Annotated in this window: 16 protein-coding genes and 2 pseudogenes; 16 read left to right on the forward strand and 2 right to left on the reverse strand. The window is 61.7% G+C overall.

What is annotated here, in order from left to right:
- Positions 1-88: 88 nt before the first annotated feature.
- The 13 genes and pseudogenes from pspA to I6L40_RS11400 all read left to right on the forward strand — a co-directional run bounded on the left by pspA (position 89) and on the right by I6L40_RS11400 (position 10071).
- The gene (gene pspA, locus I6L40_RS11340) at positions 89-763 is read left to right on the forward strand and encodes a phage shock protein PspA (protein ID WP_071914337.1); all 675 of its coding nucleotides are present in this window, start codon (positions 89-91) and stop codon (positions 761-763) included.
- A 3-nt stretch (positions 764-766) separates the two neighbouring features.
- Entirely contained in the window at positions 767-1003 is a 237-nt protein-coding gene (pspB, locus tag I6L40_RS11345; protein ID WP_041210358.1) for an envelope stress response membrane protein PspB, read from the forward strand.
- Entirely contained in the window at positions 1000-1404 is a 405-nt protein-coding gene (gene pspC / locus I6L40_RS11350; protein WP_041210357.1) for an envelope stress response membrane protein PspC, read from the forward strand. The genes pspB and pspC overlap by 4 nt, the downstream gene beginning before the upstream one ends.
- A 171-nt stretch (positions 1405-1575) precedes the next feature.
- Positions 1576-2982, forward strand: coding sequence for a YcjX family protein (locus I6L40_RS11355; protein WP_071914336.1), 1407 nt, complete (start codon positions 1576-1578; stop codon positions 2980-2982).
- Positions 2983-3035: 53 nt separating this feature from the next.
- The gene (locus I6L40_RS11360; protein WP_043850257.1) at positions 3036-4070 is read left to right on the forward strand and encodes a YcjF family protein; all 1035 of its coding nucleotides are present in this window, start codon (positions 3036-3038) and stop codon (positions 4068-4070) included.
- 394 nt (positions 4071-4464) lie between these two features.
- Entirely contained in the window at positions 4465-5259 is a 795-nt protein-coding gene (gene phhA, locus I6L40_RS11365; protein ID WP_071914333.1) for a phenylalanine 4-monooxygenase, read from the forward strand.
- Positions 5260-5312: 53 nt separating this feature from the next.
- The gene (locus tag I6L40_RS11370; protein ID WP_071914331.1) at positions 5313-5651 is read left to right on the forward strand and encodes a 4a-hydroxytetrahydrobiopterin dehydratase; all 339 of its coding nucleotides are present in this window, start codon (positions 5313-5315) and stop codon (positions 5649-5651) included.
- 31 nt (positions 5652-5682) lie between these two features.
- Positions 5683-5772, forward strand: a pseudogene (locus tag I6L40_RS11375) (4a-hydroxytetrahydrobiopterin dehydratase); the annotation flags it as partial.
- Positions 5773-5803: 31 nt separating this feature from the next.
- Positions 5804-5893: pseudogene (locus I6L40_RS11380) on the forward strand (4a-hydroxytetrahydrobiopterin dehydratase); the annotation flags it as partial.
- A 134-nt stretch (positions 5894-6027) separates the two neighbouring features.
- Complete coding sequence (gene tyrR / locus I6L40_RS11385) at positions 6028-7575, forward strand: transcriptional regulator TyrR (protein ID WP_041210348.1); 1548 nt, start codon at positions 6028-6030, stop codon at positions 7573-7575.
- A 182-nt stretch (positions 7576-7757) separates the two neighbouring features.
- Positions 7758-8318: a YfiR family protein gene (locus tag I6L40_RS11390; RefSeq protein WP_042032034.1), complete on the forward strand. Its 561-nt coding sequence runs from the start codon at positions 7758-7760 to the stop codon at positions 8316-8318.
- Positions 8315-9556 carry a diguanylate cyclase gene (locus I6L40_RS11395; RefSeq protein WP_071914325.1) on the forward strand — a complete coding sequence of 414 codons (1242 nt, stop codon included), beginning with the start codon at positions 8315-8317 and terminating at the stop codon, positions 9554-9556. Before I6L40_RS11390 ends, I6L40_RS11395 begins: the two co-directional genes overlap by 4 nt.
- Before the next feature lie 26 nt (positions 9557-9582).
- Positions 9583-10071 carry an OmpA family protein gene (locus I6L40_RS11400; RefSeq protein ID WP_071914323.1) on the forward strand — a complete coding sequence of 163 codons (489 nt, stop codon included), beginning with the start codon at positions 9583-9585 and terminating at the stop codon, positions 10069-10071.
- 78 nt (positions 10072-10149) lie between these two features.
- Here the strand turns inward: I6L40_RS11400 and I6L40_RS11405 are convergent, their stop codons facing one another.
- Positions 10150-10884 carry a TerC family protein gene (locus I6L40_RS11405; RefSeq protein ID WP_041210344.1) on the reverse strand — a complete coding sequence of 245 codons (735 nt, stop codon included), beginning with the start codon at positions 10882-10884 and terminating at the stop codon, positions 10150-10152.
- Between the two features lie 108 nt (positions 10885-10992).
- Between I6L40_RS11405 and I6L40_RS11410 the strand changes: the two genes are divergently transcribed.
- The 3 genes from I6L40_RS11410 (at position 10993) to I6L40_RS11420 (ending at position 14248) form a co-directional block, all read left to right on the forward strand.
- The gene (locus tag I6L40_RS11410) at positions 10993-12108 is read left to right on the forward strand and encodes an ATP-NAD kinase family protein (protein ID WP_071914321.1); all 1116 of its coding nucleotides are present in this window, start codon (positions 10993-10995) and stop codon (positions 12106-12108) included.
- A gap of 99 nt (positions 12109-12207) precedes the next feature.
- Entirely contained in the window at positions 12208-12486 is a 279-nt protein-coding gene (locus I6L40_RS11415) for a YfcL family protein (protein WP_041210342.1), read from the forward strand.
- Positions 12487-12583: 97 nt separating this feature from the next.
- Entirely contained in the window at positions 12584-14248 is a 1665-nt protein-coding gene (locus I6L40_RS11420; protein WP_216994274.1) for an AMP-binding protein, read from the forward strand.
- A 112-nt stretch (positions 14249-14360) separates the two neighbouring features.
- Here I6L40_RS11420 and I6L40_RS11425 read toward each other — a convergent pair whose 3' ends face one another.
- Positions 14361-15524: a PLP-dependent aspartate aminotransferase family protein gene (locus I6L40_RS11425; RefSeq protein WP_071914317.1), complete on the reverse strand. Its 1164-nt coding sequence runs from the start codon at positions 15522-15524 to the stop codon at positions 14361-14363.
- Between the last annotated feature and the right edge of the window lie 12 nt (positions 15525-15536).

The raw sequence follows: 15536 nt of genomic DNA on the forward strand, positions 1-15536 counted from the left end.
TCAACAAGTTAAATTTCGCTCCAGATTGGCACACAAGTTGCCATTGTCAATGGAGAAACAACGCCATGCCATTAACAGGAGTGCAATCATGAGTATTTTTTCCCGTCTGGCCGACATCATCAATTCCAACCTGACGGCCCTGCTCGACAAGGCAGAAGATCCCCAGAAGATGGTGCGCCTGATCATCCAGGAGATGGAGGACGAGCTGGTCAAGGAGCGCTCCAATCTGGCCCGCTTCCTCGCCAGCCAGAAAGAGATTGGCCGTCAGGTCGCCCGCCATCAGGAGCGGGTCGACGAGTGGCAGGCCAAGGCCGAACTGGCCCTGACCAAGGGGCGTGAAGATCTGGCCCGCGCCGCCCTTATCGAGAAGAAGAAACAGAGCGAGTTGTCAGAGACCCTCTACCGCGAGCAGCAGGCGGTCGACAGCGGCATCGAGAAGCTGGGTGAAGAGATCCGCCAGCTGGAAGCCAAGCTGGAAGATGCCCGAGCCCGCCAGAAAGCGATGGCCATTCGCAGCGAAGCGGCCAGCAGCCGTCTCAACGTGCAGAGCCAGGTTGCCCGTGGTGACAGTCAGGCGGTGGTGAGCAAGTTCGAGCGGATGGAGCGTCGCATCGACGAGATGGAGGCTCGCGCCGATCTGGGTCAGTCCGACAAGGCGCTGGCGCAGCAGTTTGCCGAGCTGGAAGTGGACGATCAGATAAGCCGCGAGCTTGAGGCGATGCGCCAAAAGCTGGGTCAGCGTGACGGCCAGCAGGGGGAGTAAGCGATGGAGAGTCTGCTGGGTGTATTGATGGTTCCCATGGTGGTCTTCATGGTGGTGGTGGCACCCATCTGGCTGGTGCTGCACTACCGGGCCAAGGGGCGAATCGGCGCTGGTCTTGCCGATAGCGAGCGGGAACAGCTGCAAGGGTTGCTGGCTCGCACCGAAAAGATGCAGGAGCGAGTCGGTGCGCTGGAATCGATTCTGGATGCGGAAGTGCCCGGTTGGAGGAACAAGGTATGAGCAGTGTCAATCGTGAGGGGCGCAACCTCTATCGCGATCCCCGGCAGGGCAAGATTGCCGGAGTTTGCGCCGGTTTGGCAGAGTATTTCGGGGTAGAGACCTGGATCGTGCGGCTGCTCGCCATCAGCGGCCTTATCTTCGCTGGGTTCATCACCTTCACCGCTTACATTGCCGCCTGGTTTTTGCTCGACAAAAAGCCGGTCACCCTCTATTCCCACGAGGATGCCGATTTTGCCGAGGTGCGGATGAAGGCGCGCAGCTGGCAGGCGGGGGTCACCCCCCAACAGGCGCTGAGCCGTGTCGCGCAGGAACTGGATGCACTGGAGCCCAGAGTTCAGCGTATCGAGAAGCTGGTGACCTCCCGCGAGTTCACCCTGCAGCGGGAATTTCGCAAGCTGTAGTGCTTGCCGAAAGTGCCTGCCAAGCACTCAATGTCGATGGTGGAGCCTTCAGTGATGCCCCATCATCGACGCTACTCAGGCTGATTGACCATCCCGATGCGGATAGCCAGTTTGCCTTGTCGCACGGCCAATCACGCCGGATGCAACCACCAAGGGAGAACGGGTCAAGCCTTGATACTCAATAAACTGGAACAGAAGTTGACTCGCCTGCAGAGCAAGGCGAACGACGTGGTGAACCGGGTGCGGGATCGCCATATCCGGCTGGCGGTGACCGGCCTCTCTCGCAGCGGCAAAACAGCCTTTATCACGGCGCTGGTCAACCAGCTGGAACACGCGGCCATCGATGGCCGTTTGCCGTTGTGGGATGCCCTGCGTCAGGGGCGTATTCTCGGTGCGCGCCGGGTGCCGCAGCAAAATGCCCACATCCCCACCTTTGCCTACGAGCGCGGCCTCGACTCCCTGTTTGGTGATCCGCCGGCCTGGCCCGAGCCCACCCGCGGCGTGGCCGAGGTGCGCCTCGAAATTCGTTATCGCACCCGCCACCCCCTGCGCAAGCATCTGGGGGAGATCTCGACCCTCTACGTGGATCTGGTGGATTACCCCGGGGAGTGGCTGCTCGACTTGCCGCTGCTGGATATGAGCTACGAGCAGTGGAGCGAACAGGTGCGTGATCAGCTGCGCCGCCCCGAGCTGCAGGCGCTCGCCGCCAGCTGGCTGACCCCCGGGTGGCAGGCAACGCAACCTTTTGCCGAGCGACCGGTGGCTGAACTGGCCGAGCGCTACACCGCCTATCTGCACGCCTGCAAACAGGAGCTGGGACTGCACCTGATCCAGCCCGGCCGCTTCGTCTTGCCGGGGGAGTATGCCGGTGCCCCCATGCTGCAATTTGTCCCCTGGGTGTGGGATATGCCCGCCGGCGAGCCCGCCGATGGCACCCTCTACGCCACCCTCAGGCAGCGCTTCGAGCAGTACAAGCAGCATCTGGTGCAGGGTTTTTATGAGCAGCACTTTGCCGGCTTTGATCGTCAGATCGTGCTGGTGGACTGCCTGCAGCCCCTCAACGCCGGGGCGGCCAGCTTTGGCGATATGCAGCAGGCCATCGCCCGCATCATGGAGAGCTTTGCCTACGGCAAGAGCAACTGGTGGCGGCGACTCTTCTCGCCCCGTATCGACAAGCTGCTGTTTGTGGCGAGCAAGGCCGATCACGTCACCCCCGAGCAGCATGGGCCCATGGTCTCCCTGCTCCAGCATCTGGTGCGCAGCGGCCGCGGCCAGGCCCGCTTTGAGGGGATCACCACCGAGTGTCTGGCGCTCGCCGCCATCAAGGCGACCGAGGTGGGCAAGGGGGTGGCCAATGGCCGTGAGTTCCCTGCCATCCGTGGCACTAGCCTGAGCGGTGAGCCGCTGCTGCTCTTCCCGGGGGAGGTGCCGCCCCATATTCCGCCCGCGCAGTGGTGGAACAATCAGGGTTTTGATTTTCAGGCGTTTCGCCCCATGCCCATGAGCGCCCATCAGGCGCTGCCCCATATCCGGCTCGATGCGGCGCTGGAGTTTCTGCTCGGGGATCACCTCGAATAACGGTGTGCGGTCTTGGCACCTGAGCCGAAGGCTGCGCACAGGAGAACAATGCGATGAACGATCAGATAAAAGAGCGGCCACCGTTGCAGGGCAAGGTGATCCTTGAGCCTGCCTTGACGGTGGCCAGTGACGAGCGCCCGCCCGCACCGGCCCAGAGGCTGGAGGAGGCGAGTTTCGAGCGTCTCGACGAGCTGGACGATTTCACCGAGGTGGAGAGTGCCCTCGTCATCAAACCGCGTCGCCGTCATCGGCTACTGGCGTGGGGGCTGGGGGCGGTCGGTCTGCTCTCGTTGGGCCAGTATGGCGCCTTTCTTTACGATCAATTCCTCACGACTCCGCTCTGGGGTAGCGCCTGGCTGGCGGCCTCTGCGCTGGTGGCGGCGGGGACCGCCAGCGTGGTGGGGCGCGAGTGGCTGCGGCTGCGCACCCTCAAGCGGCGTCAGGATGTGCGCTCGCGGGCAGAAGATCTGCTGGCCCATCAGGGGGTCGGGCAGGGGCAGGCCTTCTGCGAAGGGTTAGCGGTCAAAAGTGGCGACAAGGGGCGCGAGGGGTATCAGACCTGGCTGGCCCAGCTCGACGAGAGCCACAGCGATCGGGAGGTGCTGACCCTCTACAGCCAGCTGGTACTCGGCGAGCGCGACAAGCTGGCGCAGGCGCGGGTGGCCAAATGGTCGGGGGAGGCCGCCGTGCTGGTGGCGTTGAGCCCGCTCGCCACCGTCGACATGATGCTGATGCTGTGGCGCAACCTGCGGATGATCGAGGATATCGCCGATGTCTACGCCATCGAACTTGGCTACTGGAGCCGCATACGCCTCATCCGTCAGGTGTTTCGCAACATGCTTTACGCCGGTGCCACCGAGCTGGTGACCGAGGTGGGGATGGACTTGCTGGGGGCCGAGCTTACCGCCAAGCTCTCTGCCCGCGCGGCGCAAGGGGTGGGGGCGGGCCTGCTCACCGCTCGCCTTGGCCTGCGCACCATAGAGGCGTGCCGCCCGCTGCCCTGGTGTGCGGACGAGAAGCCGAAATTGGGCGAGCTGCGCAAGCGGCTGGTGGGTCAGCTGGCCGGTTATCTCAAGGGGACGAGCTAACCCCGGATCGGAGCTCGGCAGTTGGCGCATCCTGATGGGGGCCAGGCATGCCGAGGATCTACATTGTTTTGCTGGTGAAACACGCATCCACTTTTTTCGGCGTTTTTTGCAACAATCTGCGCCGGGCGGATGGGCTATCACGGTATAACGCGGGCAACGGAGCTGCTCCGCTTTTATCCCGTCACCTTCAGGTATTGGGTGTACAAGGGGCAACAAGGGTTTGGCTCACTCTGAATGAGTCAGCTCGCCATCAGGCTTGAATGTCACATTTTATTTACATCTCTCGCCAGCAGCCGACCACAGGGTCGGCTGCTTTTTTTGTTGCCGGTTCGTTACAGTGATCCTGTGACCCAATGGCAAGGCGCCCCAACCGGCGCAGAGGATGGAACCACTTATGGCAACCCTTTATACCGCTCACCAGCCGGATGCCCGGGGGATGATCCACTACTCGGCCGAAGAGCACGGCACCTGGCAGATCCTGATCGAACGCCAGCTGGCGGCGCTTGAAGGCAAGGCGTGTGACGAGTATCTGGCGGGCCTTGAAAGACTGACGTTGCCGCGAGATCGCATCCCCCAGCTGGCGGAGCTCAACGAGGTATTGCTGGCGACCACCGGCTGGTCGGTGGCGGCAGTGCCGGCGCTTATCTCATTTGACCGCTTCTTTGCCCTGCTGGCCAATCGCCAGTTTCCGGTGGCGACCTTTATCCGGCGCCGGGACGAGCTCGACTACCTGCAGGAGCCCGATATCTTTCACGAGATCTTCGGGCACTGCGCCATGCTGACCAACCCCGCCTTTGCCCACTTTACCCACCTCTATGGCCAGCTTGGCCAGCAGGCGAGCAAGGAGGAGCGGGTCTTTCTGGCCCGCCTCTACTGGTTCACCGTGGAGTTTGGCCTCCTGGCCACGGCGGACGGGCTGCGTATATACGGCGGTGGCATTCTCTCCTCCATCGGCGAGACGGCCTATGCCCTTTCCGGCAAGCCGCTGCTGCAACCCTTCGATCTGCTGGAGGTGCTGCGCACCCCCTATCGCATCGACATCATGCAGCCCACCTACTTTGTGCTGCCCGAGCTCGATGCCCTCTACCGGCTGGGTGAGGTGGAGATCATGAACGGGGTGGCGCAGGCGCGCCAGCTTGGCCTGCATGTGCCGCGCTTTGAGCCGGTTGCAGGCAAGCAGGCGAGTTGATTTATCCGTTATTTCACATCAGATATTGCACATTCAAAACAGAGGAGAGACCCATGTCCGAACTGGCCAGCCAGCAGTGTGAAGCGTGCCGCGCCGATGCCCCCAGAGTGAGCGATGAGGAGCTGCGCGAGTTGATGCAGCTTATTCCCGACTGGCAGCCGCTGGTGGTGGCGGGGGCGTTGCAGCTGCGGCGCGAATTTGCCTTTCGCGACTTCAAGGAGGCGCTGGCGTTTACCAATCGCCTGGGGGAGCTGGCGGAGGCGGAGTTCCACCATCCGGCCATTTTGACCGAGTGGGGCAAGGTAACCGTCAGCTGGTGGACTCACAAGATCGGTGGGCTGCATCGCAATGACTTCATCATGGCGGCACGCACGGATGAGCTGTTGAAGTGAAGACGCCATCACTCACCGAGTGGGCGATATGGTAACGGTCAGCTGGTGGACCCACAAGATTGGCGGGCTGCACCGCAACGACTTCATCATGGCGGCACGCACGGATGAGCTGCTGAAGTGAAGACGCCATCACTCACCGAGTGGGCGATATGGTAACGGTCAGCTGGTGGACCCACAAGATCGGTGGGCTGCACCGCAACGACTTCATCATGGCGGCGCGAACCGACCAGCTACTCAAATAAGCGGCAACAACTGACTCGGGCCTGCCCGGCGAAAGCGGGGCAGGCCCGCATTTTTGTGGGCTAGCGCTCGCACTGGGGGGATCGAGTCTGTATTATCCGCTCATTCATAGAGTTAGCTAGGAAGTGTGTCCCGAATGCGTCTTGAAGTCAGCTGTGAAGACCGCCTGGGCCTGACCCGGGAACTGCTCGACCGCCTGGTGGAGCACAATATCGATCTGCGCGGCATCGAAATCGATACCTCAGGCATCATCTATCTCAACTTTCCCGAGCTGGAGTTCAGCGATTTTCAGCATCTGATGCCGGAGATCCGCCGCATTCCCGGCGTCTATGACGTCAAGACCATCCCCTACATGCCCTCCGAGCGGGAGCACCACGAGATTGAGGCGCTGCTCAAGGCGCTGCCGGATCTGGTCTTCTCGCTCGATGCCAAGGGCAAGGTGACCCAAGCCAACCAGTCGGCCCTCACCACCCTCGGCTTGCCGGTGGAGGAGGTGCGCGGCGTGGCGCTCGGCTCGCTGGTCAAGGGCTTCTCCTTCAGCCGCTGGCTGGAAGCGAGCGACATCCGGCCGCAAACCTGCAAACTCAGCTTCAATGGCGAAGAGTATCTGGCGGATCTGCTGCCGCTCTTTGTCGATGAACAGAAGGGTAAACAAGCGCTGGCGGGGGCCGTGGTGGTGCTCAAATCGGCCCGTCGGGTCGGTCTGCACTTCAGCGCGCTCCACGCGGTGGAGGCGGAGGGGTTCGAGCATCTGCAGGGCGAGAGCCCCAAGATGAAAGAGGTGCTGGCGCAGGCGCGCAAACTGGCGATGCAGGACGCGCCGCTGCTCATCGTCGGCGAGACCGGTACCGGCAAGGAGCTGCTGGCCCGCGCCTGTCACGCTGCCAGCCTGCGATCCAGCCACCCCTTCATGGCCCTCAACTGCGCCGCCATGCCGGATAACGTGGCCGAGAGCGAGCTGTTCGGCTATGCCCCCGGCGCCTTTGGCAACAATACCGAGGGCAAGCGCGGCGTGCTGGAGCTGGCGAGCGGCGGCACCCTGATGCTGGACGAGATCGGCGACATGTCGCCCCATCTGCAGACCAAGTTCTTGCGGGTGCTGCAGGATGGCGTGTTCCGCCGGGTCGGTGACGAGCAGGAGGTGAAGGTCAATGTGCGCTTTATCTGCACTACCCAGAAACAGCTGCTCGATCTGGTCAACGATGGCTCATTCCGCGAGGATCTCTACTATCGCCTCAACGTGCTGAGTCTGGCGCTGCCGCCGCTGCGCGAGCGCAAGGCGGATGTCATGGTGCTGGCCCAGCAGTTTGTCTCGCGCTTTGCCAGCGAATTGCAGCGTCCACGCCCGCGCTTTACCCGCAACATGGCAGACTATCTGACTGCTTATCGTTGGCCGGGCAACGTGCGCCAGCTGCGCAACTGCCTCTATCGCGCCATGACACTGCTGGAGGGGGACGAGCTTGGCCCCGAGCAGATCGATCTGCCGGTAGCGGCCGATACGGCACCACTTATTGACGAGTGGTTCGAGGGCAACCTCGACGATGCGGTGAAGCGCTTCGAGAGCCAGCTGCTGGCACGGCTCTATCCGGCGTTTCCCTCGACTCGCCAGCTCGCCAAACGACTGGGTGTGTCGCACACCGCCATCGCCAACAAATTGCGGGAGTACGGGATCAGCAAAAAGTGATACCCTGTCCGTTGAGGTGAACAGAGAGCCCGTTGCAAAACGGGCTCTCTGTTTTTATTTACAGCTCTGTCAGCTGAGTCTCACGTCAAGGCTTGTCAGGCTGTTGTCCGGCCACTTACTATCTGAGTTCATGTACCCGAACCGCGCTGCTGCGGTGTTGTAGAGGCGCCTATCCCCTGATCATGTCGTCACACTTCTCATTTCGACTCGTCGTTGCGTTGCTGGTGCTATTGCCCGGGCTGGCTTGCTCCCGTGCCGCGCTTGCCGACGCGCAGACCACTGCAGAGAGCCGGGCCAATGCGGTCAAGGAGCTGGTGCTCGATATTCTGAGCTACACCCGCTGGCCAAAGGAGCCGCCGGTGCTGCATCTGTGCATCGCCGCGCCCACTGAATATGCCGGTGTGCTCTCCACCATTACTCGGCAGGGCAACGGCCGGCCGGTGCAGGTCAATCGCTATGAGGTGACGGATCCGGCCATTGCCGGCCAGTGCCATGTGCTCTATCTGGGGGTGATGGACGAGTCAACCCGGCTGGCGCTCTTTTCCCGTTTGAAGGGGCATCCCGTTCTCAGCATCAGTGAGCAGAACCCGGAGTGCAGCAGCAGTCCCGTCTTCTGTCTGCAGCCGGACAGCCGTAGCGGGCGGCTGCGTTTCAAAGTGAATCTGGATGCGCTGGCGCTCAGCGGTGTGCGGGTGCACCCGGCCGTGCTCAAGCTGGCCATGGCTGATCGGGGTGTGCCATGACGCCATCGTCCGATCGCCATGACGCGCGGCTGACCCTGCGTCAGAGTCTGGGGCGCACCCATCTGGTGACCGCCTTTACCTCGGCTTGCGTGGCGGGGATCCTGCTGACCCTGACCGCCCTGCTGGTGATGCGTTTTTACGCCGACCACAATCTGGAGCTGGTGGCACGCGCCATCAGCTATACCACGGAAGCGGCGGTGGTGTTTCAGGACGAAGAGGCGGCGGGTGAGGCGCTGCGGGCCATTGCCGAGCGCGAGGAGGTTGCCGAGGCGCGCATCTATCTGCCCGATGGCAAGTTGCTGACCAGCTGGTCGCGCACCATGAACACCCCGATCGCCGAGCTGGAGGGTTATCTTGCCCAGTTGATCCTGCCCGGGCCGGTGCGTGAGCCCATGCTGCGTGGCAGTGAAAAGATCGGCGAGGTCGAGCTGATCGGCCATGGCGAGTCGCTGCTGATCTTCCTGATTGCGGTGCTGCTGGTGATGCTGATCTGCCTGCTCTTGAGCGCCATGGGGGCCCTTTACGTGGCGGGGCGGATGCAGGTCTCCATCATTGGCCCCCTGCGAGAGCTGGCCCGGGTGGCCCACTCGGTGCGCCGCCAGCGAACTCTGGGGATGCGGGCACCGCCCGCCGGTATTGTCGAGCTCAACGAGCTGGGGGATGACTTCAACTCCCTGCTTGACGAGTTGCAGGCGTGGCAAGCCCATCAGGCACGGGAAAATGCCAGTCTGCTTCATCAGGCCACCCACGATGTGTTGACTGGACTGCCCAACAGGGTCTTGTTTGACGCTAGACTGGCACAGGCGATCACCGAGGCTGAACAGGGTGAGGGGGATTTTGCGCTGCTTTACCTCGATTGCGATCGCTTCAAACAGATTAACGATACCCTGGGCCACAACGCCGGTGACGATGTGCTGATCACCCTGGCAAGGCGGGTGGAGCATCAGCTGCGGCCGCAGGATCTGGTGTGCCGTCTGGGGGGGGATGAGTTCGCCATCTTGCTGAGCCCTGTGCATCTTGAACAGGATGTGGAGGAGGTGATCAACCGCATTCAGCAGGCGATGAGTGAAACCGTGGTATTGCGGGATGGGCAGCAACTGGTGGCTGGGATCAGCATCGGTTATGCCATTCATCAATCCGGGGTCAGTGCCAGCGAGCTGTGCGAGCTGGCAGACAAAGCCATGTATTTGGCAAAACGTGCGCGCCGCGAGGAGGTGGATGCCACCGAACCGGCGTGAATTGATGTCGTTAAGGAGACATAACAATGAAAATATCCCTCTCCCTCAAGACCTTGCTGCTGGGGTTGATCTTCTCTCTGCTGGCAGGTTGTCAGAGTGCCCCGAAGGGGCTCACCCCTGAGCAGCTGGCGGTATTGAAGGAGCAAGGTTTTTATCTGACAGACGAGGGTTGGACGCTGGATCTGGCCAACCGGGTGTTGTTTGCCAACAACGTCGGGGAGCTCAATCCCCAAACCCGTCAGACCGTGGAAAAGCTGGGCAAAGCCCTGCTTGGGGTAGGGCTCGACAAGGCGCGGGTTGACGGTCACACCGACAACACCGGCGAGAGCAGCTACAACCAGCAACTCTCCCTGAAGCGGGCCCAGTCGGTGGCGGATGTGCTCATCTCGGTCGGTATGAAGCCTGCCAACCTGGAGGTCCGTGGTCGCGGCGAAACTGCGCCGGTAGCGGACAACAAGAGTGCCGCCGGACGGGCCGAAAATCGCCGGGTGGCCATCGTTATCGCCAACCAGTAAGCGACTGTCCTGCCAAGCGTGCCGTGTGCATAGCAAAAGAGCGCCAAAGAGGCGCTCTTTTTGATCCGGCCGGCGAGCTTATGATTCGCTCTGCTCGTTGGCATCGGTGTGCTTGCGCAGGCGGATGTTGATCATCTCCACCACCAGCGAGAAGGCCATGGCGAAGTAGATGTAACCCTTCGGAATGTGCAGATCCATCCCCTCCGCCATCAGGGCGAAGCCGACCAGGGTGAGGAAGGAGAGGGCCAGCATCTTGATGGTAGGGTGGTTATCGACGAAATCGCCGATCGCCTTGGCGGCAAACATCATGATGAAGACGGCGATCATGATGGCCAGCACCATGACAGGAACGTGATCGGCCATGCCGACGGCGGTGATCACCGAATCCAGACTAAAGACGATGTCGAGAATGGCGATCTGGATCAGGGTGCTGATAAAACCGGAGGCCGCACCAGCCACCTTTTCCGGCTCTGCCGCCCCTTCCAGGGTGGCGTGGATTTCCAGCACGCTCTTGCCGATGAGGAACAGGCCCCCCAGCAGCAGGATGAGATCGCGGCCCGAGATGGCCTCGCCCAGCACGGTAAAGAGCGGAGCCGTGAGACGCATGACCCAGGCCAGCGAGAGCAGCAGCAGGATGCGGGTACCCATGGCGAGGGCCAGACCCAGAATGCGGGCGCGCTGGCGCTGCGCCTCGGGCAGACGGCCGACCAGAATGGAGATAAAGATGATGTTATCGATGCCCAGCACGATTTCGAGCAGGGTCAGGGTGGCGAGCGCTACCCAGGCAGAGGGATCCAGAACCCATTCCAGCATGATTGAACCTTGGTTGAAAAAAAGAAGCGGAACATTTTAGCAGGGGGGAACCGCTTGTCCCAGAGGGGGGAAAAGATAAAAATGGTGGCCATCGCAAGGGAGGCAGGCATGTTTCGATTAGGGTTCATCATTAATCCGGTCGCCGGGATTGGCGGCGCAGTGGGGCTCAAGGGCAGTGACGGCGTGGTTGCCGAGGCGCTGGCCCGAGGCGCTGTGCCCAAGGCGCAGGAGCGGGCGCGGCAAGCCTTGTTGCCACTGTGCGAGCTGAGCGTCCCGTTTGAACTGCTGACAGTAGCGGGAGAGATGGGGGAGGCGGTGGCCCGCGAGCTGGGGTTGCCCTGTCGGGTCATCTATCAACCGGCCGGGGAGAGCACCTCGGCCGATGATACCCGCCACGCCGCCGGGTTGATGCGCGAAGCCGGGGTCGATCTGCTGCTGTTTGCCGGTGGCGATGGCACGGCGCGAGACATCTGCGCCGCGGTGGGGGAGTCCTGCCATGTGCTTGGGATCCCGGCTGGCTGCAAGATCCACTCCGGCGTCTACGGGGTGACGCCCGCCGCCAGCGGGCGGGTGGCGGCGCGGATGATCGCCGGTGAACTGCTCAGCCTTATCGATGCCGAGGTGCGCGATATCGACGAAGAGGCGTTTCGCGCAGGCAAGGTGCGGGCTCGTCACTATGGCCAGCTGCTGGTGCCCGGCGATCTGCGGTACGTGCAGGCGGTCAAGCAGGGGGGGCGGGAGTCCGAAGAGCTGGTGCTGGCGGATCTGGCAGCCGGTGTGGTCGAGCAGATGGAGCCAGATACCCTCTATCTGATGGGCTCTGGCAGCACGGTGGCAGCCTGCATGGCTGAGCTCGGTCTGGAAAATACGCTGCTTGGTGTGGATCTGGTGGAAAATGGCAGGCTTATCGGGCAGGATCTCAGCGCCGCCGAGATCCTGACCCGGATCCGTGGCCGTCGCTGCCGGCTGATCATTACCCTGATTGGCGGACAGGGACATCTGTTCGGGCGCGGAAATCAGCAATTGAGTCCCGAGGTGATTCGGTGTGTCGGGCTGGAGAACATCCAGGTGCTGGCAACCAAGAGCAAGCTGGCTTCCCTGCAGGGGAGACCACTCCTGGTCGATACCGATGAGCCTGAATTGAACCGGGCGTTGAGTGGTTATCTGCGCATAACCACGGGATACAAGGATCAGGTCATCTACCCGGTGGCCAGCCCGGAATAGGACGCTATGGAAGCTGCTGGCCTGGCGCCAGAGAGCTGCAATCAACCGGATTGCGGTTCCATACCCCCGAATTATTTGCCGCAAATGAGGCTGCGTTACATGACGATTCACGATTTTGAGCACAAGTTGTTGGGACTGATCGACGGCATGGTTGCTACCGCGAGCGAAGATGAGCTCTTTGCAGGTGGTTACCTGCGAGGCCATATTTCGCTGGCGGTCGCCCGTGCCGAGCTGGAGGGCAAGACCCTGGTGCGGGATGTCAAAAGCTATGTGTTGCGCAGCCTCAACGAGGCGATTTTGCAAGGCGAGCTCTCCGAGCAGGACGAGCAGCTGGTGCAAGCGATGTGGATTCGTTTGCAGCAACAGGCAGAAGCTTGATCGGATACACATTTCAAACTGAAGTTTGAGTTTATTCTTCCCTGAAGTTAGTGAAAGGTTAATAATAAGTTTCGCCTTTTGTTTCAGGGATTAAACTATGGCTTCAGCCTCACGTATTGCCAAAAAACTGCCGCTCGAGATGCTCTATCACTGGGAGCGGCAGTGTCCTGATCGAACCTATCTGCGTCAAACCATCAACCGCGAATATATCGATTTCACCTGGGGTGAAGTGGCCGATGAAGCGCGGCGCATGGTGACGGCCCTGCGTCATCTGGGGCTGGTTGCCGGCGATAAAGTGGCGCTGCTTTCCAAAAACTGCGCCCAGTGGTTTATCGCCGATCTGGCGATGCAGATGGGGCAGTACGTGAGCGTGCCCATCTACCCGACCGCCAACGTCGATACCATCGAATATGTACTGCGCCACAGCGAGGCCAAGGCGATCTTCGTTGGCAAGCTCGATGACTGGAAGAGTCAGGAGGCGGGGGTGCCTGCCGATCTGCTGCGTATCGCCTTTCCCTACGACACCATGCCGGCCAGCTACCAGTGGGATGATCTGCTGGAAACACACGAGCCCATCCCCGACAGCCCGGTGCAGGAGCCTGATTCCCTGCTGAGCCTGGTCTATACCTCCGGCAGTACCGGCAAGCCGAAAGGGGCCATGCTGACCGTCGAGCGTTATGCGTGGTCGTGCGAGAAGTTGGTGGAGACGGTGAACCTGACCCAGGCTGATCGCGGTTTCTCTTACCTGCCGCTGGCCCACATCACCGAGCGGGTCTACATCTACGGCGGCAGCCTGTTTGGCGGCGCCACCATCGCCTTCCCCGAATCCCTCGACACCTTCGTTGAAGACGTCAAGCGCTGCCGCCCTACCGTATTTATCTCGGTACCGCGGCTGTGGGCCATGTTCCGCATCAAGATCCACGAGAAGCTGCCCCAGAAGAAACTCGAACTGCTGCTCAAGATCCCGCTGGTCTCCAGCCTTATCAAGAGCAAGCTGAAAAAGGGGCTGGGGCTGGATCAGGCACGGGTGTTGGGCTGCGGTTCTGCGCCGGTCTCCCCTGCGCTGCTTGAGTGGTATCTGAGCATCGGTCTCAAGGTGACCGAAGCGTGGGGCATGACCGAGAACCACGCGTTTTCGACCATCAACTACCCGTTTCGCGCCGACAAGATCGGTACCGTCGGCAAGGCGGGGCCCGGGGTGACCATCAAGATCTCCGACGAGGGAGAGATCCTCTGTCGCTGTGAAGGGATGATGGTGGGTTATTACAAGGATCCCGAGCACAGTGCCGAGGCCATCGATGCCGAGGGGTGGCTCCACACCGGCGACATGGGCAAGCTGGACAAGGAGGGTTATCTCACCATCACCGGTCGGATGAAGGATGTGTTCAAGACCGCCAAGGGCAAGTATGTGGCGCCGGTGCCCATCGAAGGGATGCTGGGGCAGGAGCCCATTATCGAGCAGCTCTGCGTGATTGGTTATGGCATGCCCCAGCCTGTCGCGCTGGTGCAGCTGGCCGAGAGCGCAGCCAAAGGAAATCGGGATGAGGTCGTGGCCAGACTGGAGGCTGCGCGGGTGCGGGTCAACGACCAGCTGGAGTCCCACGCCAAGATCCACGGCATTCTGGTGGTGAAAACTCCCTGGAATATCGAGAATGGCGTGCTGACTCCCACCATGAAGATCAAGCGCCACCTGCTGGAGCAAAAATATGCCCATGTTGGGGAGCGCTGGCCTTCATCGCAAGTGGTGGTGTGGGAGGAGTAAATCCCCCATTTTCCACATCGCGACAAACAACAACGGCCCTTGATGGGCCGTTGTTGTGTCTGGGGGTTATTCACTCGCCGCTGTTTTGTCGGCGAGTAAAAAGCGCGCCCGGTTAGATCTGCGCCAGTGCGGCAGCCAGATCGGCGATCAGATCGTCTGCATCTTCCACCCCGATACTGAAGCGGATGAGGTCGTCATTGACCCCGGCGGCGAGGCGACTTGCCTCGTCCATGGCGGCGTGAGTGGTACTGGCCGGATGGCAGGCAAGACTCTCGAGATCGCCCAGGCTCACCGCCTGCACGAACAGTTGCAGGTTGTCGAGCAGGGTGGCGCAGCGTGCAAACCCTCCTTCAAGTTCAATGCTCACCATGCCGCCAAAGCCGCTGGCGAAGGCGCCGAGGGCATCATGGCCCGGATGGTTGGCAAGCCCCGGGTAGATCACCCTCTTCACCGCCGGATGGGCGGCCAGAAACTCGGCCACTTTCTGGGCATTGTGCAGGTGGGCATCCATCCGCAGCGGCAGGGTCTTGACCCCGCGCTGCAGCAGGTAGGCCTCCTGCGGGCCGATGGGGGAGCCGATATGCTTGAGGGCCACGGTGCGGATGGACTTCATCAGGGCGTGAGAGCCCGCCACCACCCCGGCGATGATGTCGCCGTGGCCGCCCAGATATTTGGTGCCGCTGTGCATCACCACGTCGACCCCGAGCTCCAGCGGGCGCAGCAGGTAGGGGGTGAGGAAGGTGTTGTCACACACTGTGATGGCGCCCACCTTGCGGGCCGCTTCCACCACCAGCCGCGGATCCACCACCTTGAGGGTGGGGTTGGTCAGGGTTTCGAACAGTACCACCTTGGTGGCAGGGCGGATGTTGGCCAGCAGATCCCGATCGCTCTCGTAGGCGGTGACCTTGATACCGGCGCGGCTGAAAGTCTGCTTGAGGAAGGCATCGGTGCCGCCGTAGAGTGGGCCGATATAGGCCACCTCATCGCCGCTGTCGGCCAGCGCATACATGATGGCGCTCACTGCCGCCATACCGCTCGCCACCACCAGCGCCTCATCTGCACCTTCGAGGGCTGCCAGCTTCTGCTCCAGCTCGGCGGTGGTGGGGTTGCCAAAGCGGCTGTAGATAAAGCCGGGGGCTTGACCTGCAAAGCGCTCCTTGCCCGCCTGGGCGTTGAAGTAGCTGAAGGTGCTGCTCTGGTAGAGCGGGGTGGTGAGGGCGCCGGTCTGGGGGTCGATCCGCTGGCCGCTGTGTACGCTCATGGTCTTGAATTTCATCGTGTTGCTCCG

The sequence above is a fragment of the Aeromonas sp. FDAARGOS 1410 genome (assembly GCF_019048745.1).
GTDB lineage: Bacteria > Pseudomonadota > Gammaproteobacteria > Enterobacterales > Aeromonadaceae > Aeromonas > Aeromonas jandaei.